The organism is Streptomyces sp. NPDC057697, assembly GCF_042799335.1.
GTDB lineage: Bacteria > Actinomycetota > Actinomycetes > Streptomycetales > Streptomycetaceae > Streptomyces.
Window position 1 is genome coordinate 23,883 of record NZ_JBHVJA010000020.1, and the last position, 25,302, is coordinate 49,184.

The window sequence follows — 25,302 nt, forward strand, 5'->3', positions numbered from 1 at the left end:
GTTTGGTACATGAGACCCGTCATCGTGTCGACCGATGTGGCGCAGACGCCCGAGCAGGTCTACGACTTCCTTGATGTGATGGCCCATCACGAGCGGTTCACCGACCACTACCTGACCGGCTGGCGCTACAGCGGCCCCGCCCGGGGCGTCGGCTCCCGGGCGACGGTGACGGCGACGCTGGGCGGCCGGCGCACGGATGTGGCGATCGAGGTCGTCGAGGCGCAGGCACCCCGGCGCATCGTGGAGCGGAACGTCAGCGCGGCCGGGAGACGGCAGGCGTGCGGGACGTATCTGATCGAGGGCTCGGCCGCGGGCGGCAGCCGTATCTCGTTCACCTACGCCTGGATCCGCGTCCCGCTCGCCGACCGGCTCTCGGCCCCCGTCGTCCGGGCCGTGGTGCGGCGGGCCAACCGTACGGTGATGCGGCGGCTGGCCGCCGCGCTGGCGCAGGAGGCGGCGCGGTCCGAGGCGCCGCCCGGCCCGTAGCGGTTCTGTCACGAGGCTGGTCCGGCCCCGTCACCGGCGCGAACGAGTGCACACCCATGGGGGAGACTCGGGAGCGGGTGGTGAAGCGGTTCGAGGCGGGGGCGAGAGACGATGACCGGCACTGCGGCTCAGCTGCGCAGGATGCGGGACCTGGCGATCCAGACCATGCACGAGCGCGACCCCGACGCGTTGCACCCCCTCGTCCTGTCGGAGCTGCTGCGGGCGTGCGACGCGGAGGCCGCCGTGTGCAAGGAGAGCGAATGGCAGCCGGACGAAGGCGCGATGTCCGTCGTCACGGTCCCCTCGGCGCGATCCGAGTTCGACCAGCCGCAGGCCCGCCGGCTCATCAGGCTCGGCCGCCCGTTCGCCGAGTACTACACCTCGTCGGGGGACTCCAGCCCCCGGCCGGCGGACGCCCTGGGCCGCCTCCAGCGCCTGCGTGACGTGCGCCGCTTCGCCCCCGGACGGCGCTTCGCCTTCGGCATCCCGCTGCCCGGCGCGTACGCACCCGTACGCGGCTACGTACTGTTCCGGCCGGACACCGGATTCGCCCCCGCGGCGCTCGCCTACGGCGCCGAGGTGCAGCCGCTCCTCGTGGCCGTGGACCGGCAGCGCATCCTGCTCGGCCAGTGGCGTGCCGGTGCGGCCGGGGCGTCCTCGGGCTGCCACGACTGCCGGGCGCCCGCACCCGCGGACGCGGCGCCGTACGGGCTGACGCCCCGCGAGACGACGGTGCTGCTCCTCCTCGCGGACGCGCTCACCACCACCGCGATCGGCCGACGGCTCGGCATCAGCGCCCGCACCGTCGACAAACACATCGAGCGGATCTACCGCAAGCTCGGCACTCGTGACCGGCTCACCACCGTGCACAGCGCCCGGCTGAACGGACTGCTGTCGAACCCCTGCCCCTCGCACCGGGAGCCGTGACGGACCCGGACCGCACCCGGTCCCCGGCCCCGGCCCGAACGCCGGTCGCCGGGCGCCGGACCGGCCGACCGGCGAGGGTGGTGGCACCGGCGGGACGGTACGCGCGCCTCCCGCGGCACCGGGCGGAGGCGGAGGCGGCCCATGGGACCACGGAGACTCCCGGGGCGACGGGGCTGCTCCCCGGCGTACCGGTTCGTGCTGCTGATCGGCGTCGTGAGCCTCTTCGCGGACATGGCGCACGAGGGCGCCCGCAGCATCACCGGGCCGTTCCTCGGGAGCCTGGGCGCCGGAGCGTTGGTGATCTCGCTCGTGGCCGGGCTCGGGGAACTGCTGGGCTACGTGCTGCGCTTCGTCTTCGGGTACGCGGCCGACCGCACGGGCCGCTACTGGCCGATCACCCTGACGGGCTACCTGGTGCAGATGGCCGTCGTGCCGCTGCTGGCCCTGGCGGGCAACTGGGTGGCGGCCTCGGTGCTGATCGTCGCCGAGCGCACCGGGCGGGCGATGCGCAACCCCGCGCGCGACGCGATGCTGGCCCACGCCACCGGCGAACTCGGGCGCGGCCGGGTCTTCGGCGTACGGGAGGCGCTGGACGCGGCGGGCGGGATGGCCGGACCGCTGCTCGTCGCCCTGGTGCTGCATCTGCGCGGCGGCTACCGCGCCGGTTTCGCCGTGCTGCTCGTTCCGGCCGTGCTCACCCTGGTGGTGCTGGTGGTCGCCCGGTGGCAGTACCCGGATCCGTCGGACCTGGAAGTGGTGGAGGACCTCCCCCGGGAGGCGGGGCTGCCCCGGGCCTTCTGGCTCTATCTGGCGGCGATGGGACTCGTCGCGCTGGCCTACGCCGACTACCCGCTGATCGCCTACCACTTCGGCAGGGCCCATGTCGTACCCGAGGCGTGGGTGCCGGTCCTGTACTCCGTCGCGATGGCGACCGAGGCGGTGGCGGCCCTGGTGCTGGGCCGCGCGTTCGACCGGTTCGGGCTGCTGACGGTGGTGGTGGCCACGGTCCTGACGGCGTGTTTCGCCCCTCTGGTCTTCCTCGGCGGCGCGGGGCTCGCGGTGGTGGGCGTGATGGCGTGGGGCCTGGGGGCGGCGGCGCAGGAGACCATCGTCAAGTCCGTGGTCACCGGGATGGCCGGGAAGCGGCACCGGGCCTCCGCCTACGGCCTGTTCGACACCGGCTTCGGGATCTGCTGGTTCGTCGGCAGCGTCGTCCTGGGCGTCCTGTACAGCCGTTCGATCACGGCGCTGGTGGTGTTCTCCGTCGTCGCGCAGCTGGCGGCGCTTCCCCTGCTCCTCGCGACGCGCAGGAGCCTCGGGGCCGCCGGGCGTCGGCCCCCGCCGCCCGCCCGGCGGCCGCCCGGCCTTGCCGACCGGATCGAACCGGGCGACGATTGACTGCGTACGGCGATGAGGCTCGCCACAACCGCGGCACCGCCCGCTGATGGTCTCTGCATCCACCGTGCGCCCCCGCGGGCGCACCCGGACACAGAGGTGTGCCATGCCGCGAGACCCCGAACGATTCCCGGAGACCCGCTGCTCCGTCGCCGTCTTCCGGGGCGACGAAGTCCTGCTGGTCCGCAGCACCGAGGACGGCCACCCGGTGTGGAAGCTGCCCGGCGGCCACGTCCGGGCCGACGAGGGTCTGATCGCCTGTGCCCGCCGCGAGCTGCGCGAGGAGACCGGTCTGCGTGTGACCGCGCTGCACTGCGCCGTGGTGCTGGACATCCGCGACCCGCGGACCGGCCGCTGCCTGGTGGAGATCGTCCTCGTCCCGGACGAGGAGATCGCCGACCGGCCGCGGACGTGCGAGCCCGGCCGCGAACCGTACTTCGTACCGATGGACGACCTGCCGGAACGGGACCTCAGGCCCTCCCTGGAGAACCTGCTCCACGATCTGCGTGCCCTGCACCGGAACAGGACCGGTGAGGACGCGCCCGCCCCCGCACGGCCGCACGGCGCGGGGACCGTGCTCCTCCCGGTCGACGCGGCGGCACCACCGGCGGCCGGACGGCGGAGGTGACCCGGGATGTACGTCTACACGATGCGCGGGGCCCGCTTGGCGCGCGGCGACAAGGTGGTCCTGGACGATGTCACGCTGACCGTCCCGTCGGGCGCCAAGATCGGCGTGGTGGGCCCGAACGGAGCGGGGAAGTCCACCGTCCTGCGGACCATGGCCGGGCTCGAACGGCCCGTCGCGGGCGACGCGTTCCCCGCCCCCGGCACCGGTGTCGGCATCCTGGAACAGGAGCCGCCGCTGGACGACGGGGCGACGGTGCGCGGCAACGTCGAGAACGGCGTCGCCGGTGTCCGCGCCGGGCTCCGCCGCTACGAGGAGATCACCACCCGCCTTGCCGACGCCGACGCCGGGGACGAGCGGTCGGGCCATTTGCTGGACGAACTGGGCGAGTTGCAGGAAGAACTCGACCGGTCCGGGGCCTGGGACCTGGAATCCCGGCTGGAACAGGCCATGGACGCCCTGGGCTGCCCGCCTCCCGACACCCCCGTACGCGAGCTGTCCGGCGGCGAACGGCGCCGGGTGGCGCTGTGCGGTCTGCTGCTCTCCCGGCCCGACCTGCTGCTGCTGGACGAGCCGACCAACCACCTCGACGTGGAGTCCGTGGCCTGGCTGGAGCAGCATCTGGCGGACTACCCGGGCACGGTCGTGGCGGTGACCCATGACCGGTACTTCCTGGACGGCGTCGCGCAGTGGATCCTGGAGATCGACCGGGGCCGCGCCCGCGCGTACGAGGGCAACTACGCCACGTATCTGGAGACGAAGGCGGCCCGGCTGAAGGTCGAGGGCCACCGGGACGCCAAGCGGCAAAAGCGGCTGGCGGACGAACTCCAGTGGATCCGTTCGGGCACCAGGGGAGGGCGGACACCGTCCAGGGCCCGACTGCGGCGGTACGAGGAACTGGCCGCGGAGGCGGACCGCGCCCACGGACCGGACTCCGAGGAGATCCGGATCCCGCCGGGCCCCCGGCTGGGCGGCCTCGTCCTGGAGGCCGAGCACCTGACCAAGGGATACGGGGACCGGGCGCTCTGGGAGGACGTGTCCTTCTCCCTGCCACGGGGCGGCATCGTCGGCGTCCTCGGCCCCAACGGCGTCGGGAAGTCCACGCTGTTCCGGATGATCTGTGGCCAGGAACCGCCCGACTCGGGGCTGCTGCGCCTGGGCGAGACGGTCCGCCTGTCGTACGTCGACCAGGCGCGGGCCGGTCTGGACGGGACACGCAGCGTCTGGGAGGCGGTCTCCGAGGGGCTGGACCACATCCGGGTCGGCCCCGTCGAAATGCCCTCGCGCGCCTATGTGGCGACCTTCGGTTTCCGGGGCGCCGACCAGCAGAAACCCGTCGACGCCCTGTCCGGCGGCGAACGCAACCGGCTCAATCTCGCGCTCACCCTCAAGCAGGGCGGTAACCTCCTGCTGCTCGACGAACCCACCAACGACCTCGACACCGAGACCCTGGCGTCGCTGGAGACCGCGCTGCTGGGCTTTCCCGGCTGCGCCGTCGTCGCCGCGCACGACCGGTGGTTCCTGGACCGGACCGCCACGCACCTGCTGGCCTGGGAGGGCGGGGCCACCTGGTTCTGGTTCGAGGGCAACTACGCGGACTACGAGGCCAACCGGGCCGAGCGCCTCGGCACGGACGCCGCCCGCCCCCGCCGGGGCACCCACCGCCGCCTCGCCCGGGACTGACCGCCCGTCACGGCCGGAGGCCGCCCCGCGCGGGACGGCCTCCGGCGCGTGCCCGGCCGCCCGGCGGCGGGCCCCGGACCCCCCGATCGGGTGCGCCCCGGCTCCGCCGTGCTGCCGGGGCCGTGCGGGAGGCGCACACTGGAAGTGCACGCCGAGCGTGCCGGTGATGGGGCTCACCGCAACCGCGGTCGCCGACCGCTGACGGTCCCTGGTTGTCACAGCCGCGACCAGGAGGTGCCATGCCCGAACCCACCGAGCCCCGGCCCCCGCAGCGTTCCGGGACCGGCCCGGCCCACTGGCGCCCGAGCCTCCCGCTCCGCGACCGGGCGGACGGCCGCCACCGGTGGGGCAGGGCGCGGGGCCGGGACCCGCGTGCGCTGAGCGACGCCCTGCACCTGCTGGACGGCGGGCCGTGCGCCGTGTGCCGGGAACGCGACGAGTTCGCGGCGCGCTGGCTGAAGTACTTCGTCATCGAGACCCATACGGAGCAGGACACCCGCGCCCGGGTCGAGGCCGCCGCGGGCTTCTGCCCCGCCCACACCCGGCGCCTGCTCGCCGACGCCTCGGCCTCGTGGCTGATGCCCCAGGTGCACGATCTGGCGCTCGCCGGATGGACCCGGCTGCTCGACGCACCGGACGCCCGCCGAACCCGGTGCCCGTGCTGCGTGGCGGGCGACGACGCGGCCGAGCGGGCCTCCGGGACGCTCCTGAACGCCCTGGGCCACCCCCCGGTCATGGACGCGGTGCGGCAGGGCGCGCTGTGCCTGCCGCACCTGGCGGTGCTGGCCGCACGTATGCCCCGGGCGTACGGACCCCCGCTCGCCGACGCAGGGTCCGCGCTTCTGGGGGACGGGCGCTACGGACTCGCCCTGCTGGCCGGTGCCGACGAGGACGCACCGGTCCGAAACGTGCTCCTCGGCCGGCTCGACCCGCTGCTCGCGGTCGAGGAGGAGCAGCAGCGGCGCTCGGTGACCGGCCGCTGGCGAACGGACACCGACCTGGAATGCTGCCCGCTCTGCCTGGCCGAACACCGCTCCGTACGACGCCTGTCGACATGGGCGGCGGCCACCGCCCACGGGCCGCCCTCGGGCGAGGAGTCCGTTCTGTGCGCCCGCCACCTCCATGACCTGGCGGCCGTCGGCGGGCCGAACGTCGCCGCCGTCCTCGCCGCCAACCGCGACCAGTGGGACGCGCGGTTCGGCCGCTTCCGCAGGCTGCTGGGCGAGGGCGGCAGACGGCGCGCGGACGCGGGCCCCGACCTGCTGTCCGCGCCGCGCTGCCGGGCCTGCGAGGAGCAGCGCACGGCCGGGCTCGGACAGACGGCCCTGCTCGCCGCCCAGCTCCAGGACCCCGTACGGGCCGAGGAGTACACGCACACCCACGGCATCTGCCTGCGCCACGCCCTGAACTGGCGGGGCGCGCGCGAAGGCCCGGTGCACGCGGTGCTGGCCGGCCGGACGGCGCTGCTGCGCTGGGAGATCGACGAGGTGCTGCGCAAGCAGAACTGGCGCACCCGGCACGAGACCGTGGGCGCCGAGAGAGAGGTGGTGCGTCGCGCCCCCACGCTGCTCGACGGGCGGATCTACGCCGGACTCCCGGCCCCGCACGACGCCGTCCCCGTCGCCGGCTCCGACGACGCACCGAAGAGCCAGGCCCTGGACACGAGGAGGACACCATGGAGTTCGACGTGACGGTGGAGATCCCCAGGGGATCCCGCAACAAGTACGAGATGGACCACACGCTGCACCGCATCCGGCTGGACCGGCTGCTGTTCACCTCCACCAAGTACCCGGCGGACTACGGCTACATCGAAGGCACGCTGGGCCGCGACGGCGATCCGCTCGACGCCCTCGTCCTGGTCGGCGAACCGACGTTCCCCGGCTGTGTCGTCGAGTGCCGGGCCGTCGGCATGTTCGTCATGAAGGACGAGAAGGGGCCCGACGAGAAGGTCCTCTGCGTGCCCGCCCACGATCCGCGCTACGCCACCGTGCAGGACATCAGCGACATCCCCTCCTTCGACACCCTGGAGATCACCCACTTCTTCGAGGTCTACAAGGACCTCGAACCGGGCAAGTCCGTCGAGGGATCCCACTGGGAGGGACGGGACGCGGCGTACGCGGAGATCGAGGCGTCCCGCGCACGCGCCCGCGGAGCGGAGACCGGAGCGCCCTCGTGACCGCCCCGGGCACGCTGATCCTCCTCCGGCACGGGCAGAGCACCACCAACGCGCAGGGGCGCTTCACCGGCTGGGCCGACGTGCCGCTGACACCGCACGGCGAGCGGCAGGCGGAGCGGGCCGCGGAGCTGCTGGCCCGCGACGGTCTCGTACCCGGCCTCGTGCACACCTCGGTACTGCGGAGAACGATCCGTACCGCGGACATCCTGCTGTCGCGCCTGGACCGTGCCTGGGTGCCCGTCCACCGCACCTGGCGGCTGAACGAGCGCCAGTACGGGGCGTTGACCGGGCGCGTCAAGCGCGAGGTGCGCCGGGAAGCGGGCCCCTCGCGGTACCGGGCGTGGCGCCGGTCGCCCACCGGGGCGCCCGGCCCGCTCGCGGCGGACGCGCTCGCCCGCCTGCGCGAGGACCCGAGATACGCCTGTCTGGCCGACGGCGGACCGCCCGTCGTGGAGAGCTTCGCCGACGTCGTCGCGCGGGTCGCCCCGTACTGGACGGACGTGCTGGCCGCACAGCTGCGCACCGGGCGCACCGTGCTCGTGGTCGCCCACGGCAACGCGCTGCGCGCCCTGGTCACGCTCCTGGACCGGCTCACCGGGCCGGAGGCGGAGCACCTGAACATCCCGACGGGCGCCCCGCTGTACTACCGGTTCGACGCCGCGCTGCGTCCCACCGTGCGCGGCGGGCGTTACGCGGAGCCCGGCGCGGCGAGGGCCGCCGCCGAGGCCGTGGCCGCCGAGGGGCACGGCTGACACCGCCGCGGTACGACGACAGCTGCACCGCGGCCGCCCGTACGACGGCCGATCGACGACAGCCGCACCGTGGCCGACCGCACCACAGCCGACCGGCGAAGGACGCACATCATGTCACTGCGCATGTCCAGGCTACGTGCCGCGGAGATCCTCGACTCCCGGGCCCGCCCGACCCTCGCCGTCAGCCTCATCACCCCGGACGGCACACACATCCGGGCCGGGGTCCCCTCTGGGGTGTCCACGGGCACCCGCGAGGCGGTCGAACTACGGGACGGGGACCCGACCCCGCCCGGTTCGAGGGCCAGGGTGTCACACGGGCCGTCGTCCAGGTCAACGGCGAGATCGCGCGGGCCCTGGCCGGCCGCGACTTCGCGTCCGCGGCCGAGGTGGACGCCGAGCTGATCGCGCTGGACGGTACGGACACCAAGTCGCGGCTCGGCGCCAACGCGATCACCGGAGTCTCGCTCGCCTTCATCGCCGACCTGGCGGTGGGCACCGGCTGCGGGCAGCTCAAGTCCGGCGCTCCGGCCCGTGGCGAGCGCGTCGCCGAGTACAACCGGCTCCTCGAACTCGCCGAGGCACACCCCCGGGCGCTCCCCTTCGGGCTCGGGGACAGCTGAACGCCTGGGCGACGGGCGACAGCCGAACGCCTGGCGGACGGCCGGACGACCGGGCGGCGTGGCCGCCGGTCCGCCGCCCCTCCCGGCGGGTCCGCACCCGGCCCGCCCCGCCCGCCCCGGACCCGCCGGGGTGTGCTTCACCGGGGCATGGCGCGGGAGCCTCGGGGCACGGCGAAATCCGTCAACTCCGCCCCGCCGGGCCCGAGACGCGCCCACGGGCCGGGCAGCTCCAGGACGGCGACCGCCGAGGTCGGGAACTTCTCCCGGACCCGCCCGAGCGCCTCCTCGTCCCCGCTCCCCGCGAGGGACAGGACCAGATCCCGCACCCCGGGGTGGTGGCCGACCAGCAGCACGCTCCGCCACCGCTCCGGCACCTCCCGCAGAACGCCCATGAGCTCGGACGCGCTCGCCCCGTACACCCGCTGCTCGAACACCACTTCCGGCGCGGCGCCCAGTTCCGCCGCGACCAGGTCCCATGTCTGACGGGTACGCAGGGAGGCCGAGCAGACGACCAAATCGGGAACGCGACCCGTCTCGCGCAGCAGCCGCCCGGCCGCAGGGGCGTCGCGGCGGCCCCGGCCCGCGAGCGGGCGTTCGTGGTCGGGCACGCCCTCGGGCCAGGCCGACTTGGCGTGCCGCAGCACGATCAGTCGCCGCAGCACGTTCAGTCGTGGTCCGGTCACCGTCTCACCCCGTCCCTGCCAGCGGGCCGCGCCCGATCTCGCGCATGACCTCCACACCGAGCATCCGGTCCAGGGAGACGAAGGTCTCGAACTTCGCGCCCTCCGGCATGTCGTCGGCCTCCTCGGCGCGGCGCAGCAGATCGAGGACGGCCGGGGTGCCGAGGTCCGCGGCCAGCGCCTCGGCCGCCGCGCGGCCGAACCGCTCCGGCACCGGCTTCGACGGCGAACACGCCCAGTGCGCCACCCGCTCCCGCCAGCGCAGGAGCGTCCGCTCGGCACCGGCCACATCGTCCGGAGCGAGCGTGGCCGGGCAGTGGTACGGATGGCCGAGCAGCGCCAGCCTGACGGCCAGCAGATCCTCGCCCCTGGCCGGAGTCAGGCCCTGCGCCCCGGCCCCGTCCACGCGTCCCGCCTCCACCCACACCCCTTCCTCGGCATCGTGGCGTCCGTCACCGAAGACGTTCACATCCGCCGGGCCTCCCAGGACGTCGAGCGCCTCCTCGGCGCTGCCGGTGAACGCGGCCGGGGGATGCGCTCCGAGCGCGTCCATGAAGGTCTGCGTCGCCCTGACCCGCTCCGGCGACGGTTCGGGAAGCACACAGGCCCGGATCAGCTGGCGGCCGTCCGCCTCCAGCGTCCGCGCCAGCACATCCGCGACGACGAGGACCCGCGCGTGGACCGGTCCCGGCGCGCCATTGGTGATCGGCAGGTGCACAGTCATCCGCAGCAACCGGTGGCGGGCCGACGGCAGTGCCACCGCATGACGCGTACGGCCGTCAATGATCGTCGTCACCGCCGGGCTCCCTTCGCTCCGCGTGCGGGGCTCACTCCATGCAGCCGGTGAGCTGGAGGTAGGTGTGCCGGGCATCCGCCACCAGCCGGTCGGCCTCCCTGCGGCTGCCGCAGCCGGTGACCCGGTACGCGGTGCCGGGGGAGAGGCGGCCCAGCGCCGCCGCCCACGCGGCGGGCTCCGCGTGCCAGCGGCCCAGATCCCTGGTGTCGACCAGATCGACGAAGGGTTCCTCCTCGGCCACGCAGACCACTTCGTCCAGGTCGTGCCGTCCGTCGCTGAGGTGGAGCACCGCCACGGGCCAGGCCCGCACCTCGTCCCCCGGCCGTGCGGGCTCCCGCATGAGGACCATGGTCCGCACGGACCGGCCCTCCGTGTCCAGGGTGTCCTCCACCCGGCCCTCGCCCACCGGCCAGCCCCCGGCCCGGCTCCGCGCCCCACCCGTCCCGGACTCCGGACCGCCGTGCCTGCCGATGGAGGACCCGATCGTCGAGTCGACCTCGACCGTGATGCGGGGCACCGTGCCCACCTCCCGTAATGCCAGTCGGCTGGATCACGCAGAAGCCATCAGCGCCGCGTCGGCGCGGTTACGGCGAGCCCCATCGCCCGATGTGTCCAGTGTCCCGCGCCCGGCCGGGCGGTACAACTGCCGGTCCGGGCCGGGCGGGAGAACACTCCGGGCGCCCGGTAAGCTGTCCCGGAGCGCTGGGTTCGCCCCACCGCACGGCGGTGGGGCCCGCCGTACCCGAACCGCGGCACCGACGCCGCCAACGGTCCCTACTTGCGACGCGCATCCCTGTACGGGTGTGCCCGGCGAGTAGGAGACGTACGTGGAAGAGCCCCGAACCCCCGTGCTGCACGAGGAGCAGATCGACCCGGATGTCGAGCTCCTCGTCCCCGGGCGCCGCACCGACCAGCGGCCGCGGCAGGGCCCCGTGGTGGCGGCGGTCGCGCTCGGCGGCGCGCTGGGGGCGGCCGCACGGTACGGGGCATCGCTGCTGTGGCCCACCGCGGACCATGCCTTCCCGTGGACGACCCTGATCGTCAATGCCGTCGGCTGCGCCGTGATCGGCGTGTTCATGGTGGTGATCACCGATGTCTGGGCGGCCCACCGGCTGGTCCGCCCCTTCTTCGGCACCGGTGTCCTCGGCGGATTCACCACCTTCTCCACGTACGCCACCGACATCCAGCGCCTGGTCCAGGGCGACGAGGCGCGCACCGGCCTGGCCTACCTGGCCCTCACGCTGCTCGCCGCCATCGGCTCGGTCGGGCTCGCGGTCACCGTGACACGCCGTGTCGTCGAATGGAGGAAGTCATGAAGCTCACCGGTTCCGCGCTGCGGGTCACCGTCCTCGTCGGCGAGAACGACGTGTGGCACCACAAACCGCTCTTCACCGAGATCGTCCACCGGGCCCGCACGGCCGGGCTGGCCGGAGCCTCCGTCTTCCGGGGCATCGAAGGCTTCGGGGCCTCCTCGCTGATCCACACGATGCGCCTGCTGTCCCTGAGCGAGGACCTGCCCGTCGCCGTCGTGATCGTCGACGTCCCCGACCGGATCCGGGCCTTCCTGCCCCAGCTCGACGAACTCGTCTCCGAAGGAGCCGTCATCGTCGACGACTGCGAGGTCATCCGCTACACCGGCCGTGACAAGGAGGGGCAGTGAACTGGCTGCTCGTGATCGCGGGCGCCATGATCGGCGCCCCCCTGCGGTACCTCACCGACCGCACCGTCCAGTCCCGGCACGACACCCTCTTCCCCTGGGGCACCTTCACCGTCAACGTGGTCGGCTGCCTGATCCTCGGGCTGCTCACCGGCGCGGCCGCCGCCGGGGCCGCGTCGTCCGCGGTGCAACTCCTCATAGGCACCGGGCTGTGCGGGGCACTGACGACCTACTCCACCTTCTCGTACGAGACGCTGCGCCTGGCCGAGGACGGGGCACGCTTCTACGCGGCGCTCAACGTCACGGCGAGCGTGGTGGCCGGACTCGGCGCCGCGTTCACCGGAGCGGCGCTCGCGCGGGCCCTGTGGGGGTAGCCGCGCCGCGGGACTCCCGGCGGGAGGCGAGGAGTTCGTCACGGTGGTCGACATCGGCACCACCGGCAGCATCGACGCCTTCATCCCGCGCCCCGTCCGGCGCGGCACCGGCGGATTCGTCACCGTCGTCACCGTCGCCTCGAAGGCCCTGAAGACGCTTCCCGGCCGCGCGGGCCGACAGCCCGCGCCCCCGGGACCGCGGGGACCGGGGTGCCGTCCCGGGGAAGGTGGCGTCCACGGTTCGGGTGGGGCTGGTTCGAACCGGCGTGCACGGCGCGCTGGGCGGGCCGGGACAGCACCCTTCGGCCTCCGTGCGCCCTACCGGGGGGCCCGGGGCCTGGGAAGGATGAGCTGACCCGCAAGGGATCCACACGACATCGCGCACCCGCCTCCCGGCGGGTGGACACGCGATGGAAGGAGTCCACATTGTTGCTTCTCATCTCCCCGGACAGCGTCGAGGAAGCCCTCGACTGCGCGAAGGCGGCGGACCACCTCGACATCGTCGACGTCAAGAAGCCCGACGAGGGCTCGCTCGGCGCGAACTACCCGTGGGTCATCAGAGAGATCCGTGACGCGGTCCCGGCGGACAAGCCGGTGTCCGCCACCGTGGGAGACGTGCCGTACAAGCCCGGCACGGTGGCCCAGGCGGCGCTCGGCGCGGCCGTCTCGGGAGCCACGTACATCAAGGTCGGCCTCTACGGATGCACGACGCCCGACCAGGCCATCGATGTCATGCGAGGGGTCGTCCGGGCGGTGAAGGACCACCGGCCGGACGCGTTCGTCGTCGCCTCCGGCTACGCCGACGCCCACCGGATCGGTTGCGTCAACCCGCTCGCACTGCCCGACATCGCCCGCCGTTCCGGCTGCGACGCGGCCATGCTGGACACCGCCGTCAAGGACGGGACGCGGCTGTTCGACCACGTTCCGCCCGAGGCCTGCGAGGAGTTCGTACGACGGGCCCACGAAGCCGGCCTGCTCGCCGCACTCGCGGGCAGCGTGAAGGCGGCGGACCTCGGCACGCTGACCCGCATCGGCACCGACATCGTGGGGGTGCGCGGGGCGGTCTGCGAGGGCGGCGACCGCACCACCGGAAGGATCCAGCCGCACCTGGTGGCCGCCTTCCGCGCGGAGATGGACCGGCACGCCCGGGAACACGCGGCTGCCGTACCCACCGCGAGCTGACCGCGCCATGGCCACGGACCAGCTCCACCGGGCGACGCCCGGCACCGTGAGGAAACGCTTCGCCGTCCTCGACCCGGCAACGGGCGAGGCGTTCGGGGACGCCCCCGACCAGCAGCCGGACGAGTTGGACGCCGTCGTCGGCCGGGCCCACGAAGCCTGGCGCGGCTGGCGCGCCGACCACGACGCCCGCACCACCGCGCTGCTCGCGGCAGCCGACGCCGTGGAGGCGGCCGGCCCGGAGCTGGCCCCCCTGCTCACCCGGGAACAGGGCAAACCCCTGGCCGAGTCGTACGCGGAGATCGCCCGCACGGCGGCCCGTCTGCGCTACTTCACCGAGCTCGACGCCGAGCCCCGGCCCCTCGTCGACGGCCGTCCGGTGCGCAGCGAGATCCGCTGGCGGCCGCTCGGACCCGTCGCCGCGATCGTCCCGTGGAACTTCCCCCTCCAACTGGCCTCGGCGAAACTGGCGCCCGCGCTCGCCGCGGGCAACACGGTGGTGCTCAAACCCTCGCCGTTCACCCCGCTCGCCACCCGGCTGCTCGCCTCCGTGCTCGCCACGGCCCTCCCCGAGGACGTGCTCACGGTCGTCACCGGCCGCGAACCCCTCGGGGCCCGCCTGGCCTCCCATCCGGGGATCCGCCATGTGACCTTCACCGGCTCCGTCCCCACCGGACGGGCCGTCGCCGCGGGCGCGGCGGCCTCGCTCGGCCGCGTCACCCTGGAGCTGGGCGGCAACGACGCCGCCGTCCTCATGCCCGACGTGGACGTGGAGCGGATCGCGGACCGGCTCTTCCACGCGGCGTTCCGCAACTGCGGGCAGGTCTGCATGGCGGTCAAGCGCGTCTACGCCCCGGCCAGGATCTACTCCGACGTCGTCGAGGCCCTCGCACAGCGCGCGAAGAGCGTCGTCGTCGGAGCGGGCCTCGACCCGGGCACGGAACTGGGCCCGCTCAACAACGCCCCCCAACTGGCCCGGGTCGAGCGCTACACCACCCGGGCCCTGGCCGACGGCGCCCGAGCCGCGGCCGGTGGCCACCGGCTGGACCGCCCGGGCTATTTCCACGCCCCGACGGTCCTGGCCGACGTCCCGCCCGAGAGCCCGGTGGTGACGGAGGAACAGTTCGGCCCGGTGCTGCCGGTGCTGCCGTACCGGAGCCTCGACGAAGCCGTCGAGGCGGCCAACGGCACCGGTTTCGGACTGGGCGGCTCGGTGTGGGGGACCGACCTGGACCGGGCCGAGGCGGTCGCGGACCGGCTGGAGTGCGGGACGGCGTGGATCAACCACCACGCCGAGCTCTCCCTCGCCCAGCCGTTCGCGGGCATCAAGGACAGCGGCCTCGGCGTCGCGGGCGGGCCGTGGGGCTTCTACGGAAACCTCCGGCCGTTCGTCGTGCACTGCCCGGAGGAGCCATGACGATGAGGTTCGGCGCGGCGGTACTGCGCGCGTACGAGGGCCGGTTCGCCGTCGAGGAGGTGGTCCTGGACTCCGGACCGGCCGACGGCGAGATCCTGGTCAGGATCGCGGGCTGCGGGATGTGCCGGACCGATCTCGCCGTCCGGCGTTCGGCGGGCCGTTCACCACTGCCCGCGGTGCTCGGCCACGAAGGGGCCGGGGTCGTGGTGGAGACGGGCGGCCCGAACACCGGCCTGGACGAGGGCGATCACGTCGTGCTCAGCTTCGACTCCTGCGGGCACTGCCGGAACTGCCTGGCCGCCGCCCCCGCCTACTGCGACTCCTTCGCCTCGCTCAACCTCTTCGGGGGACGCGAGGAGAACGCCGCGCGGTTCACCGACGCGTCCGGGGGCGCACTGGCCCCCCGGTGGTTCGGCCAGTCCTCGTTCGCCGAGTACGCGGTGGTGCCGGCCCGCAACGCGGTCCGGGCCGACCCCGCGCTCCCCGTCGAACTGCTCGGGCCGCTCGGCTGCGGCTTCCTCACCGGTGCCGGAGCCGTGCTCAACTCCTTCCGCGCCGGGCCCGGCGACACCCTCGCGGTCTTCGGCGCGGGCGCGGTGGGCCTGGCCGCGGTGATGGCGGCGTCGGCCTCCGGAGCGGTGACCGTGGCGGTCGACCGGCATCCCGAACGGCTGGCCCTCGCCGAGCGGTTCGGCGCGATCCCGCTGCACGCCGCTTCGGCCGACCTGCCCGGCCGCATCCGGCGGCTGACCGAGGGCGGCGCACGGTACGCGCTGGACACCACGGCCTCCGCCCCGCTGATCAACGACGCGCTCCGGGCCCTGCGCCCGGCCGGCCGGCTCGGTCTGGTGGCCCGGCTCCACACCGCGCTGCCGATCGAGCCGGGCGCGCTGGACCGGGGCAGGACCATGTCCCACATCTGCGAGGGGGACGCGGTGCCGGGCCTGCTGATCCCGCGGCTGACCGGGCTCTGGCAGGCCGGGCGGTTCCCCTTCGACGAGCTGATCCGCACGTACCCGCTCTCCGACATCAACCAGGCCGAACGCGACTGCGAAGCGGGCCGCGTGGTCAAACCCGTCCTGATCCCGGAGGAAAGGAGCGGATGAACGAGGCACCACGCGCCCCGGCCCGCCCGGCGGCCGCAGGACCGCGCACCACCGGGCCCTCCACCGGGCCCTCCGCGGAGACCGGAGCGCCCCGAGCGGTGGCGCCGACCGTCCGCCGCTGATCCGTCATCCGCGATCCTCGCCGTTCGCGGACTCAACTCGCCCAAGGGAGCCCAAGTGGTCAGCACGACATCTGTGAACACCGGAGTGGAGGGCGTGGAAGGAGGCGTCGGCCTGACCGCCCTCCTGGTCGCCGCGGCACGGGCGATCGAGACCCACCGCGACGACGCGCTGGCCCGGGACGTCTACGCGGAACACTTCGTCCGCGCCGCACCGGCGTCCGCCGACTGGCCGGTCCACCCGAAACAGGTCGCGGACGGGGACGCGAACCCGCTGTGGGGGCGGTTCGCGCGCTACTTCGGTCTGCGGACGAGAGTTCTCGACGACTTCCTCCTCCGGTCGGTGCACACGGGCGGCGTCCGGCAGGTGGTGCTGCTCGGTGCCGGGCTGGACACCCGGGCGTTCCGGCTCGACTGGCCCGCCGGGTGCACGGTCTTCGAGATCGACAGGGAAGGCGTGCTGGCGTTCAAGCACAAGGTGCTGGACGGACTGTCGGCCGCCCCGAGCGCGGCGCGCGTCCCCGTCCCGGCCGACCTGCGCGACGACTGGGTCGCCGCGCTGGCCGCAGCCGGCTTCGACCCGGCCGTACCGAGCGTCTGGCTGGCCGAGGGGCTGCTGTTCTACCTGCCCGCCGCCGCCGAGACGCACCTCATCGGCACGGTGGACCGGCTGAGCGCCGCAGGGAGCGCCCTGGCGTACGAGGTCAAGCTCGACAAGGACCTGCTGGAGTACCGCGACAGCCCGCTCTACACCTCGACGGCGGACCAGATCGGCATCGACCTGCTCCATCTGTTCGCCAGGGAGCCGCGCCCCGACTCCGCCGGACTCCTGGCGGGCAAGGGCTGGTCCACATCGGTCCGGACGCCCTTCGACTACACCCGCCGGCACGGACGCGGCCCGCTGCCCGAGCCGAACGACGCACTGGCGGGCAACCGCTGGGTGTTCGCCGAGAAACCCCGGCCCTGACACCGCCGACCGACCGCCCGGCCCCGACGCCTTCCCGGGCAACGGCTGCCGGGCACCACCGGCACGCACGCCCGCCTCCGGCGAGGAGAGGAGTTCGACGAACGCCGCCCGCCGCCCGGTCGCCCCGTCCGGCGCCGGGCGGAGGAGGCCCCTGGGCCGTCAGGCGTCGAGCCACTCGTCGACGGTGACGACGTCCGCCCACTGCGGGAACAGCTTCTCGGTGAGGAAGCGGTGGACCTCGGCATCGAGGTCCAGGCAGGCGTCCGCCAGGACGGTGAGGCCGAAGTCCAGGTCGTTGGCCTGGCACAGGGTGTGCAGCACCACGGCGCTCGTGGCGATACCGGTGAGGACGAGGTGCTCGATGCCCTGCGCCCTGAGCACCATGTCGAGATCGCTGCCCGAGAAGGCGCTCGCCCGTCTCTTGGTCACCACCACCTCGCCCGGCAGGGGCGCCACATCGGGGTGGATCTCCGTGCCGGGGTCGCCCTCGACATGGAGCCCGGCCCGTGCGACGGCGCCGAGCGCCCGGTTGCGCGGGCCGACTTCGGGGAACCCCGGGCGCAGGGCGATCACCACGTGGATGACGGGAATGCCCGCCGCCCGTGCGCCGTCGATCGCCCTGCGCAGGCGCGGCAGGTATCCGGAGCCGTCGTCGGCGATGTCCACGACGGCCCGCTGGACGTCCATCACGAGAAGGGCAGTGCTCACAGGGTCTCCAGGAACGAGGCGGTCCGGCTCCGGAACGGGCCGGGTTCGCCCCTCCCGGTGGTGCGCGGTGCGGCGGCGTGCGGCCGTCGGCACGTGGCAGTGTGCCCGCCGGGGGGCGGTTTCCGCCAGGCCGTCATGGAGCGGCGGGGGTGCGGGGCGATGCGGCGGAACGGTGGCCTCGGAGAGCATCGTCGAAGCGGCGCCCGGAGCGGGGCGGCGTCGCGGCCGGACGGCTCATCGAACGGTGGGGCCAGGGTCCGCTTCGGGAGGGGCGAAGCGGACCGGGGCCTGGAAGCGGGCCTTGCGGGCGGCGCGGCGGAAGACGGTGAGAACGGCGGGGCCGGCCAGCGCGATGCAGACGAGATTGGTGACGGCGCGGCCGGTGTCCCAGCCGAGGGACGTGGCCAGATCGAAGGCGACGTAGCGCTGGAACTGCTCGGTGAACGGCAGCCCCGGCAGATAGGCGATCGAGCTGTTCGGATCCAGGGAGAAGGGCCAGAAGGAGAGGTTCAGGAGGAAGCCGAACAAGTAGCCGGAGAACGAGCCGTAGACGGCCAGCATGAGGACTTCCGCGCGGCCGGTCGCCCGGGGGAGGAACCCGGCGAGCATTCCGACGAAGGCGCAGCCGAACATCTGGTACGGCATCCACGGGCCCACGCCGCCGGTGATCAGCGCGGAGGCGAAGAGGGAGGTGCACCCGAGGGTGAAGCCGAAACCGGGGCCGTACACCCGGCCCGAGAGGACGAGGATGAAGAACACCGTCTCGATGCCCGCCGTGCCCGCGCCGAGAGGACGGATGGCCGCGTTGACGGCGGACAGCACACCCAGCATGGCGAGTGCCTTGGAGTTGATCCCGCCCTCGGCGATCTCCGAGATCACCACGCACAGCACGATCACCAGCAGCGCGCCGAAGATCAGGAGCGGGGTGTAGTCCGAGCCGAACGTACCGGGAGCGACGAGGAAGGGCCAGAAGAACGCGACGACCCCCAGCACGGCGGCCAGGGCGATGACGGCCCCGGCCCGGGGACGCAGCCGGATGGCCGGGGCGTACGTGCTCACGAGTCGGGGTCCGTTCCGTCGGCGGGGAGTACGGCGGCCAGCTGGTCCACGGTGAGGAAGGGCAGCGGGGCCAGAATCTTCGCGGTCTGCGGAGCGAAGACGGGGGAGGCGACGATGACCTCGGCGGTCGGGCCGTCGGCCACCACATCGCCCTCGGCCATGACCACGACGCGGTCGGCCGCCCGGGCGACGAACTCCACGTCGTGCGTGGAGATCACGACCGCCCGCCCCTCGGCCGCGAGCCCGTCCACGATGGAGATCAGCTCGCCCTTGGCCCGGTAGTCGAGACCGCGCGTGGGCTCGTCCAGCAGCAGCACCCGCGGGGCGGCGGCGAGCTGGATCGCCAGGACGAGGGCCAGCTTCTGCCCCTCGGAGAGGTCGCGCGGGTGGACCGCGCCGGGGATGCCGGGCGCCAGCCGGTCCAGGAGGGCGCGCGCCCGTGTCCCGTCCGCCTCGACCCCGGACTCGGAGTCGGCCTGGTCCAGTTCCTGGTCGACGCTCTCCAGGTAGAGCAGATCGGTGGGGGTCTGCGGGACCAGGCCGACGAGCCGCCGGGCCGCTGCCGCCGGAACCTTCTTCGGGTCCTCGGGCTTCCGGCCACCGGGCTCGCCCACGGCGACCGTTCCGGCCTTCCGGGGACCCGATCCCTGGAGGGCCCAGAGCAGGGAGGACTTGCCGGAGCCGTTGCGGCCCATGAGCGCGGTGACCTCCCCGCCGCGCAGCTCGATGCCGACCTCCCGGACGGCGGGAACGCCCTGGTACGTCACCGTGATCCCGCGAGCCGTGAGCAGGGCCGCGCGGTCCGCCCGGGGAGCGGGCCGCACCGCCGGAGGCGCTGCCTGGGACAGCCGGGAGCGCAGCGGCGCGGCCGCCCGCCGGGCGTCGCGGACGGAGAGGGGGAGCGGCGACCAGCCGGCGGTGCGGCCGAGTTCGACGATGGGCGGTGCGACGGACGAGGTACGGAAGATCTCGGCGGGCGGGCCCGGCACGACGCGGCCGTCGCCGGGCAGGTGGATCACGCGGTCCGCGTACTGGACGACGCGTTCCAGGCGGTGTTCGGCGAGCAGCACGGTGACGCCGAGGTCGTGGACGAGCCGGGTGACGGCGGCCAGGACCTCCTCCGCGGCGGTCGGGTCGAGGGCGGAGGTCGGCTCGTCCAGGACCAGGATCCGCGGGTGCGCGGTGAGGACCGAGCCGATGGCGACGCGCTGCTGCTGGCCCCCGGAGAGCTCGTGCAGGGCGCGATGGCGCAGATCGGCGAGACCGAGCAGGTCGAGGGTCTCCTCCACGCGCTTGCGCATGGTCGCCGGAGGAACGGCCAGCTGTTCCATCGCATAGGCGAGTTCCTCCTCGACGGTGTCGGTGACGAAGCCGTCGAGGGGGTCCTGGCCCACGACGCCCACGACATCGGCGAGTTCGCGGGGCGGATGGTCCGCGGTGTCCCGGCCGTCCACGACGACGCGCCCGTACAGGGTGCCGCCGGTGAAGTGCGGGACGAGCCCGTTGACCGCGCCCAGCAGGGTGGACTTGCCGACGCCGGTATGGCCCACGACGAGGCAGAGTTCACCCTCCTCCACCGTGAGGTCCACGTCCCGCAGCACGGGTCCGGCGGTGTCCTCGTACTGGACGGTGACCTGGTCGAAGGTGATCACTCGGGTTCCTCGGTGCGCTGGGCGGGGACGGCCGGACGGGGTGGCGCGCTCGGCGGCGGCGCCAGGAATCCGGCCGCTCCCGCGAGGAGGACCGCCGCGGCCGGTACGGGAGGCAGCGGCGGCCAGCTGAGCGGGTAGATGGAGGGGTTCAACGCGGCCGCGTCGAAGCCGGCGCCGGTGAAGAGGAGCACCGCGGACAGGACCCCGCAGCCCGCGACGGACCATTCGGCGGCCCGCCACGGGTCGGGCCGGTAGGCGGTGCGGGTGACCCTGCGCCCGCCGAGGCGCAGCCCGGCCACGCACAGCAGCCCGCCGGCCGCGAGCGCGGGAAAGCCGAGCACGGCGGGCGCGGTGGCGTCGAGGAGCCCGTAGGCACCGGTGCACAGACCGCACATGCCGAGCAGCATCAGGGCGCCGGTCGCGCGGCGGGAGCGGCGGGTGGCGGTCCCGGCACGTCCGTAGCCGCGGCAGTCCATGGCGGCCGCCAGCCGCAGGGAGCGCTCCAGGGCGTCTTCGAGGACGGGAACGACGATGCCGCGCAGGGCCCGCAGCCCCTTGGTGCGACCGGCCCGCAGCCGCCGGGCCCGGTGCACGCGCTGGACGCTCTGCACCAGTTGGGGCGCCACACTGATGGAGACGGTGACGGCGACACCCAGTTCGTACAGGGCGCCCGGCAGCACGCGCAGGGCGCGCTTGGGGTTGGCGAGCGTGTTGGCGGCGCCGATGCAGCAGAGCATGCAGGCCAGCCGCAGCCCGTCGACGGCGGCCGACAGCAACGCCTCCAGGGAGACCGGGCCGCCGAGCCGGATGCCCGCGTACCAGCCGGGGGTGGGGATGTGGGGGAGCGAGAAGAGGAAGTGGTCGTGGGGGGTGATGCCGGTGGCGAAGACGGCGCGGAAGACCACCCGGACCGCCACGACGGTCAGGGCCAGGTAGAGGTAGTACACGAATCCGCGGGCCCACGGGGCCTCGGTCCGGCGCATGGTGATGACGAATCCGAGGACCGCGAGGACCAGGAGGAGCAGCAGCGGATTGTTCGTGCGGCTGACGGCGGTGGCCAGGGCCAGGGCCCAGATCCACCAGGCGACGGGGTGCAGGCCGCGGGGCAGACGGCGGCCGCCGGTGTCCGGCCCGGAGCCGGACACCGGCGGCACGGCCGCGTCCGTGGTGGTACGTGACACGCGGCTACTCCGTACGGCGGCGCTTCGCCGCGTACCAGGCGGCGCCGCCGATCAGCAGGACGAGCGCACCGGTCGCCACGGCGGGCAGGTACGAACCCATGTCGTACTTCGCCTCGGCCGCGGGCGCCGCGTCGACGACCCTGGGGCCGGAGGCGGACGTGTCGGACGGCGGCGGCGCGGTGGGGGTCGGCGAGGCGCTCTCCGTGGGGCTCGCCGAGGGCGACGCGCTCCGTGAGGCCGAGGGGCTCGGGGACGGCGTCGTCGCGGAGGGCTTCGGGTCCGCAGGGGGCGGGTTCTCCGGCGCGGGGCCGGTGTCGACGCCGGGCGGAAGGGGCGCGGCGGTGCGGGTGTCCCGGGGGACGGGCCCGCCGCCGGTGGGCCGCGTGTTCTTGGCACGCAGCTGGTCGGGGGTGAGGGTGGGCTTGCCCTCGGTGCCCTCGATGTCGGTCCCGCCGAAGATCCACAGGTCGACGCTGCCGGGCTTCGGCTTGTAGAGCATGGCGCCGAGCTGGCTGTACTCCCAGGTGCGCTGTCCCGGACCGGCGTGCCAGTACGACCAGTAGGCGGAGGCGGGCGGTGTGAGCACGCAGTCGTCCTGCCGCGGTGTCGGGTACTGCCTGCCGTTCTGGTGACCGCTGTAGCCGATGCGGCAGATGAAGGCGGGGCCGTCGTGGCCGGTGCCGGTGGTCCGCCAGCCGCCCTGGTTGAGGAGCTCGTACCCGGTGGTGGGCGTGGTTCCGCAGGAGCGGTAGACGGGCCCGCCCCAGTGGCTGAAGTCCACGGCGAGCACGACGCCGGAGGAGGTGGTGCACCGGCCCATCGGCTGCGGGGCGGCACCGGCCGGGGCCGTGGTGGCGGCGAACGCCGCCACCGTGAGCCCCAGCGCGCCCGCCGTACGGGCCAGGGCGCGCCGGACAGGGCCGCCGCTCATGCCGCGCTCCCCGGGGCCGCGCGGCGGCGCCGGGCGGCGCGGACCGTGGCCCAGCCACCGAGGACCAGCGCGACGGCCGCCGCGGCGAGGCCGCCGGCCTGGACGCCGGTGGAGGCCAGAGCGCCGCCCCCGCCGGGCCCGCCCGCAGTGGCGGTACCGCCCGTCTCCTCGCCCGGGGTCACGATCTCGGGCGTGGACGGGGAGTCGGACGGCTGGTCCGAGCCGCTGGGCGCGGGCTCCGGAGCGGTGCCGTCGAGGCTGCGCGTGAGGGTGCCGAACGAGATGCCGGTGGCACCGCCGACGGCCTGGGTCGAGGCACGGACGTCGGACCCGGGCTGGCCGCCCTTGACCACGTTGAACCCGCCGTCGGCGTTCTGCTGCGAGGCCAGGAACGCGCGGGCCTCGGCGATGTGGCTCGCGTACTTCTTGGCGTCCAGCGACAGGCCCTGCACGGCCAGGGCGGCGGAGTTCACGGAGTTCCCGGAGGCGCCGGGGAAGCCGCCGTCCGCCAGCTGACGGCCCGCCAGCCAGGCGAGGGCCTTGTCCACGGCGGCCCGTGAGCCGGCGTCGGGCAGCAGGTCCAGGGTCATCGCGGCCATCGCGGTGGAGTCGACCTCGGCGTCGCTCTTCTCGCCGATCAGGCTCGGCCAGGCGCCCGAGGGTTCCTGGAGGCTCTTGAGGTAGGCGATCGGCTCGGCCGCGGCCTCCGTCTCGCCCGCGCGCAGCTGGGCCATGACGCCGAGGGACTGGGAGAACACGGACGTGGCGTAGGTGTAGTTGCCCTTGGCCGCGCAGGGGCGCGGCGTCGGTGTCTTCGCCGGGCAGACCGCCTTGGCCAGTGCGCCGATCAGGTCCTGTCCGCCGAAGTCGCGCGGGTCGCGCCCCACGGCCTCGGCCAGGACGGCCGTCTTGCCGAGGAAGCCGCCGCCCGCGTACTTGGTGCCGATCATGGTCCAGTCGTGGATTCCCCGGCCCGTGCCGTCCTTGCCGCCCTTGTCGAGGAAGTCGACGACGGTGCGCAGGGCGTTGTTGTCCGTGCCGGTCGCGGCGAGCGCGTAGGCGCCGTCGATGGTCATGCCGAAGTCGGCGAACCCGGACCCCTTGGCGTTCTCGTAGTAGTGGCCCTGGATCAGCCGGCGGTGGTCGGTGAGGTAGGCGATGCCCTTCTTCAGATCGGGCCCCGCGCCGGCCGGCGGTTCCGTGGTCGGCGGATCGGTCTTCTCGGTGGTGAGTGCGACCAGGTCGCTCCCGGCTCCCGCGACGACGGCCGGTGCGGTGGCGTACAGCCGGGGCTCGGTCTCGCCCTCCTCGAACCCGAAGCCGCCGCCGGGCAGTTGCTGCTCGGAGAGCCAGGAGACGCCCGCGTCGGCCCGAGCCGTGTCGCCCAGGGCGCGCAGCGCCTGCGCCGCCCAGCCGGTGGGGCCCGCGCTGCCGGTCGTCAGGTACGAGGCCGAGGGCCAGGCGCCGGACGTGAGCTGGGACTTCGTGAGGTAGGCCCGTGCCTTCGCGACCGCCGCGTCGTGGCCGCCGGCCCGCCGGAGGGCCAGGGTGATCAGCCCGGTGGAGGCCGCGTCGCTGTCGCACCACTCGCCGGACCGGATGAGGATGCCGGTGAAGCCGCCGTCCTCGCACTGGAGGCCGGTCAGCCGGGTCACGGCGTCGGCCGGGGGAGTCACCCCGCCGTTGAGCAGGGCGATGACGGCCATGGCCTGGGCGTCGGCCTGGCCGGTGGTGCGGAAGTCGCCCTTGGTGAGGCAGCCGGGGACCGTCTCGCCGTCCCCGATGTCCCGCGGGCAGACGTGTGCGACGAGGTCCCCGAGGAGGTCGTGTCCGCCGAAGTCGCGCGGGTTCCCGCCGGTGGCCTCGGCGACGAGCGCCAGACGCGCGGCGGCCGAGGCGTCGGGTACCCCGTTCTTGCCCGCCGGGTAGGCGTACGCGTCCGTCTGCTCGGGCCGGGCGAGGAACGCGGCGGCCTTCTGGAGCGCCGGGCCCTTGGAGCGGGCGGCTGCCAGGGCGTACACGGCCTCGGTGGTGAGCAGGTGGTCCGGAGCGGTGGCGCCCTCGTCGACGACACGCTCCTGGTCCTTCAGCATCCCGGTGATCCAGCGGGTGGCCGCGGCCGTGTCGACCGGGTCCGGGGTCGTGGTCGGCGGTCCCGTCGGGCCGGTCGGGTCCGGGGTGGCGGACCCGCCCTCGGCCCGTACGTCGTCGGGGGAGAAGGTGGGTTTGCCGGTGGTGCCGCCGACGTCCGTGCCGCCGAACACCCAGGCGTCGACGTCACCGGCACGAGGGGTGCGGGACATGGCGCCGAGGGGGCTGTACGTCCAGTTCTTCTGGCCGGGCGAGGCGATCCAGTACGACCAGTACGCGGTGGCCTGCGGAGTGAGGACGCAGTCCTCCTTGTCCGGGGTGGGGTACTGGGTGCCGCCGCCGAAGGAGCCGTTGCCTATGCGGCAGATGAAGCCGTCGCCGTCGTGGACGGTACCGGTGGTGCTGAACCCGCCCTCGTGGAGCAGCTCGTAGCCGGTCGTGGGGGTGGTGTCGCAGCCACGGACCACCGGACCGCCGAAGGGGCCGAAGTCGACGGCGACGACGGCGCCGGTCGTGGCGGTGCACCGGTCGACGGGGTCGGCGCTCGCCGGTGACGCCGAGAGGAACGCGGCTCCCGCACCGAGCGTCAGGAAGAAGACGGCCAACAGGGACAGCAGCCGCCGTCTCCCGCCCGTCCGTCTCTTCGTCTGCTGATCGGTACCCACCACGGCCCCCTCGGCTCTGCCGGGCGGCTGCGTGTGTGGCGATGCGCCCCCGCACG

Annotated in this window: 25 protein-coding genes, 1 pseudogene and 3 riboswitches; of the genes and pseudogenes, 17 read left to right on the top strand and 9 right to left on the bottom strand. The window is 74.2% G+C overall.

Annotated elements, in window-relative coordinates; translation table 11 throughout:
• The first annotated feature begins 9 nt into the window (after positions 1-9).
• The 9 genes and pseudogenes from ACFVFH_RS33420 to ACFVFH_RS33460 all read left to right on the top strand — a co-directional run.
• Positions 10-486 carry an SRPBCC family protein gene (locus ACFVFH_RS33420; protein WP_383775978.1) on the top strand — a complete coding sequence of 159 codons (477 nt, stop codon included), beginning with the start codon at positions 10-12 and terminating at the stop codon, positions 484-486.
• A gap of 111 nt (positions 487-597) precedes the next feature.
• Positions 598-1,413 (top strand): LuxR C-terminal-related transcriptional regulator, encoded by an 816-nt coding sequence (locus ACFVFH_RS33425; protein ID WP_383775981.1) that lies wholly within the window; start codon positions 598-600, stop codon positions 1,411-1,413.
• Positions 1,414-1,554: 141 nt separating this feature from the next.
• Positions 1,555-2,811, top strand: coding sequence for an MFS transporter (locus ACFVFH_RS33430; protein WP_383775984.1), 1,257 nt, complete (start codon positions 1,555-1,557; stop codon positions 2,809-2,811).
• Positions 2,811-2,874: riboswitch (Fluoride riboswitch) on the top strand. It overlaps the preceding gene by 1 nt.
• 40 nt (positions 2,875-2,914) lie before the next feature.
• The gene (locus tag ACFVFH_RS33435) at positions 2,915-3,436 is read left to right on the top strand and encodes an NUDIX hydrolase (protein ID WP_383775987.1); all 522 of its coding nucleotides are present in this window, start codon (positions 2,915-2,917) and stop codon (positions 3,434-3,436) included.
• Between the two features lie 6 nt (positions 3,437-3,442).
• On the top strand, positions 3,443-5,116 hold the full coding sequence (gene ettA, locus ACFVFH_RS33440) for an energy-dependent translational throttle protein EttA (RefSeq protein ID WP_383775990.1): 1,674 nt from the start codon (positions 3,443-3,445) through the stop codon (positions 5,114-5,116).
• A 153-nt stretch (positions 5,117-5,269) separates the two neighbouring features.
• Positions 5,270-5,334, top strand: a riboswitch (Fluoride riboswitch).
• Between the two features lie 21 nt (positions 5,335-5,355).
• A complete protein-coding gene (locus ACFVFH_RS33445; RefSeq protein ID WP_383775993.1) occupies positions 5,356-6,807 on the top strand; it encodes a hypothetical protein in 1,452 nt (483 codons plus the stop codon).
• Entirely contained in the window at positions 6,792-7,292 is a 501-nt protein-coding gene (locus ACFVFH_RS33450) for an inorganic diphosphatase (protein ID WP_383775996.1), read from the top strand. The genes ACFVFH_RS33445 and ACFVFH_RS33450 overlap by 16 nt, the downstream gene beginning before the upstream one ends.
• Complete coding sequence (locus ACFVFH_RS33455; protein ID WP_383775999.1) at positions 7,289-8,044, top strand: 2,3-diphosphoglycerate-dependent phosphoglycerate mutase; 756 nt, start codon at positions 7,289-7,291, stop codon at positions 8,042-8,044. The genes ACFVFH_RS33450 and ACFVFH_RS33455 overlap by 4 nt, the downstream gene beginning before the upstream one ends.
• A 111-nt stretch (positions 8,045-8,155) precedes the next feature.
• Positions 8,156-8,634 (top strand): annotated as a pseudogene (locus ACFVFH_RS33460) (hypothetical protein); the annotation flags it as partial.
• Positions 8,635-8,801: 167 nt separating this feature from the next.
• On the opposite strand, the gene ACFVFH_RS33465 reads toward ACFVFH_RS33460, so the two are convergent.
• From ACFVFH_RS33465 to ACFVFH_RS33475, 3 genes are read right to left on the bottom strand one after another with little or no spacing between them, the layout of a single operon-like run.
• A complete protein-coding gene (locus ACFVFH_RS33465) occupies positions 8,802-9,347 on the bottom strand; it encodes a SixA phosphatase family protein (protein ID WP_383776002.1) in 546 nt (181 codons plus the stop codon).
• 4 nt (positions 9,348-9,351) lie between these two features.
• A complete protein-coding gene (locus ACFVFH_RS33470; protein ID WP_383776005.1) occupies positions 9,352-10,140 on the bottom strand; it encodes a hypothetical protein in 789 nt (262 codons plus the stop codon).
• Between the two features lie 31 nt (positions 10,141-10,171).
• Complete coding sequence (locus tag ACFVFH_RS33475; RefSeq protein ID WP_383776008.1) at positions 10,172-10,657, bottom strand: inorganic diphosphatase; 486 nt, start codon at positions 10,655-10,657, stop codon at positions 10,172-10,174.
• A 31-nt stretch (positions 10,658-10,688) separates the two neighbouring features.
• A riboswitch (Fluoride riboswitch) is annotated at positions 10,689-10,753 on the bottom strand.
• Positions 10,754-10,967: 214 nt separating this feature from the next.
• Here ACFVFH_RS33475 and ACFVFH_RS33480 point away from each other — a divergent pair.
• From ACFVFH_RS33480 to ACFVFH_RS33515, 8 genes are all read left to right on the top strand, one after another.
• The gene (locus ACFVFH_RS33480; RefSeq protein WP_383776012.1) at positions 10,968-11,456 is read left to right on the top strand and encodes a fluoride efflux transporter FluC; all 489 of its coding nucleotides are present in this window, start codon (positions 10,968-10,970) and stop codon (positions 11,454-11,456) included.
• Complete coding sequence (locus ACFVFH_RS33485) at positions 11,453-11,800, top strand: DUF190 domain-containing protein (protein ID WP_383776015.1); 348 nt, start codon at positions 11,453-11,455, stop codon at positions 11,798-11,800. The genes ACFVFH_RS33480 and ACFVFH_RS33485 overlap by 4 nt, the downstream gene beginning before the upstream one ends.
• Complete coding sequence (crcB, locus tag ACFVFH_RS33490) at positions 11,797-12,171, top strand: fluoride efflux transporter CrcB (protein ID WP_383776018.1); 375 nt, start codon at positions 11,797-11,799, stop codon at positions 12,169-12,171. The genes ACFVFH_RS33485 and crcB overlap by 4 nt, the downstream gene beginning before the upstream one ends.
• Positions 12,172-12,597: 426 nt before the next feature.
• Positions 12,598-13,353 (top strand): (5-formylfuran-3-yl)methyl phosphate synthase, encoded by a 756-nt coding sequence (locus tag ACFVFH_RS33495; RefSeq protein WP_383776021.1) that lies wholly within the window; start codon positions 12,598-12,600, stop codon positions 13,351-13,353.
• Positions 13,354-13,360: 7 nt separating this feature from the next.
• Positions 13,361-14,767 carry an aldehyde dehydrogenase family protein gene (locus ACFVFH_RS33500; protein WP_383776024.1) on the top strand — a complete coding sequence of 469 codons (1,407 nt, stop codon included), beginning with the start codon at positions 13,361-13,363 and terminating at the stop codon, positions 14,765-14,767.
• A 2-nt stretch (positions 14,768-14,769) separates the two neighbouring features.
• Positions 14,770-15,873: an NAD(P)-dependent alcohol dehydrogenase gene (locus ACFVFH_RS33505; RefSeq protein WP_383776143.1), complete on the top strand. Its 1,104-nt coding sequence runs from the start codon at positions 14,770-14,772 to the stop codon at positions 15,871-15,873.
• On the top strand, positions 15,870-15,995 hold the full coding sequence (locus ACFVFH_RS33510) for a hypothetical protein (protein WP_383776027.1): 126 nt from the start codon (positions 15,870-15,872) through the stop codon (positions 15,993-15,995). The genes ACFVFH_RS33505 and ACFVFH_RS33510 overlap by 4 nt, the downstream gene beginning before the upstream one ends.
• 55 nt (positions 15,996-16,050) lie before the next feature.
• On the top strand, positions 16,051-16,959 hold the full coding sequence (locus ACFVFH_RS33515) for a class I SAM-dependent methyltransferase (RefSeq protein ID WP_383776030.1): 909 nt from the start codon (positions 16,051-16,053) through the stop codon (positions 16,957-16,959).
• 159 nt (positions 16,960-17,118) lie between these two features.
• Here ACFVFH_RS33515 and ACFVFH_RS33520 read toward each other — a convergent pair whose 3' ends face one another.
• From ACFVFH_RS33520 to ACFVFH_RS33545, 6 genes are all read right to left on the bottom strand, one after another.
• Positions 17,119-17,667 (bottom strand): cysteine hydrolase family protein, encoded by a 549-nt coding sequence (locus ACFVFH_RS33520; protein WP_383776033.1) that lies wholly within the window; start codon positions 17,665-17,667, stop codon positions 17,119-17,121.
• Positions 17,668-17,901: 234 nt separating this feature from the next.
• Entirely contained in the window at positions 17,902-18,726 is an 825-nt protein-coding gene (locus ACFVFH_RS33525; protein WP_383776036.1) for an ECF transporter S component, read from the bottom strand.
• Positions 18,723-20,378, bottom strand: coding sequence for an ABC transporter ATP-binding protein (locus tag ACFVFH_RS33530; protein WP_383776039.1), 1,656 nt, complete (start codon positions 20,376-20,378; stop codon positions 18,723-18,725). The genes ACFVFH_RS33525 and ACFVFH_RS33530 overlap by 4 nt, the downstream gene beginning before the upstream one ends.
• Positions 20,375-21,559, bottom strand: coding sequence for an energy-coupling factor transporter transmembrane component T (locus ACFVFH_RS33535; RefSeq protein WP_383776042.1), 1,185 nt, complete (start codon positions 21,557-21,559; stop codon positions 20,375-20,377). Before ACFVFH_RS33535 ends, ACFVFH_RS33530 begins: the two co-directional genes overlap by 4 nt.
• 4 nt (positions 21,560-21,563) lie before the next feature.
• Positions 21,564-22,490 carry a hypothetical protein gene (locus ACFVFH_RS33540; protein WP_383776045.1) on the bottom strand — a complete coding sequence of 309 codons (927 nt, stop codon included), beginning with the start codon at positions 22,488-22,490 and terminating at the stop codon, positions 21,564-21,566.
• Complete coding sequence (locus ACFVFH_RS33545; protein WP_383776048.1) at positions 22,487-25,246, bottom strand: prenyltransferase/squalene oxidase repeat-containing protein; 2,760 nt, start codon at positions 25,244-25,246, stop codon at positions 22,487-22,489. The genes ACFVFH_RS33540 and ACFVFH_RS33545 overlap by 4 nt, the downstream gene beginning before the upstream one ends.
• Between the last annotated feature and the right edge of the window lie 56 nt (positions 25,247-25,302).

Coding starts and splice junctions, on each gene's coding strand:
- ACFVFH_RS33420 (WP_383775978.1), top strand. CDS start 10: ATGAGACCCGTCATCGTGTCGACCGATGTGGCGCAGACGCCCGAGCAG.
- ACFVFH_RS33425 (WP_383775981.1), top strand. CDS start 598: ATGACCGGCACTGCGGCTCAGCTGCGCAGGATGCGGGACCTGGCGATC.
- ACFVFH_RS33430 (WP_383775984.1), top strand. CDS start 1,555: ATGGGACCACGGAGACTCCCGGGGCGACGGGGCTGCTCCCCGGCGTAC.
- ACFVFH_RS33435 (WP_383775987.1), top strand. CDS start 2,915: ATGCCGCGAGACCCCGAACGATTCCCGGAGACCCGCTGCTCCGTCGCC.
- ettA (WP_383775990.1), top strand. CDS start 3,443: ATGTACGTCTACACGATGCGCGGGGCCCGCTTGGCGCGCGGCGACAAG.
- ACFVFH_RS33445 (WP_383775993.1), top strand. CDS start 5,356: ATGCCCGAACCCACCGAGCCCCGGCCCCCGCAGCGTTCCGGGACCGGC.
- ACFVFH_RS33450 (WP_383775996.1), top strand. CDS start 6,792: ATGGAGTTCGACGTGACGGTGGAGATCCCCAGGGGATCCCGCAACAAG.
- ACFVFH_RS33485 (WP_383776015.1), top strand. CDS start 11,453: ATGAAGCTCACCGGTTCCGCGCTGCGGGTCACCGTCCTCGTCGGCGAG.
- ACFVFH_RS33500 (WP_383776024.1), top strand. CDS start 13,361: ATGGCCACGGACCAGCTCCACCGGGCGACGCCCGGCACCGTGAGGAAA.
- ACFVFH_RS33505 (WP_383776143.1), top strand. CDS start 14,770: ATGAGGTTCGGCGCGGCGGTACTGCGCGCGTACGAGGGCCGGTTCGCC.
- ACFVFH_RS33510 (WP_383776027.1), top strand. CDS start 15,870: ATGAACGAGGCACCACGCGCCCCGGCCCGCCCGGCGGCCGCAGGACCG.
- ACFVFH_RS33540 (WP_383776045.1), bottom strand. CDS start 22,490: ATGAGCGGCGGCCCTGTCCGGCGCGCCCTGGCCCGTACGGCGGGCGCG.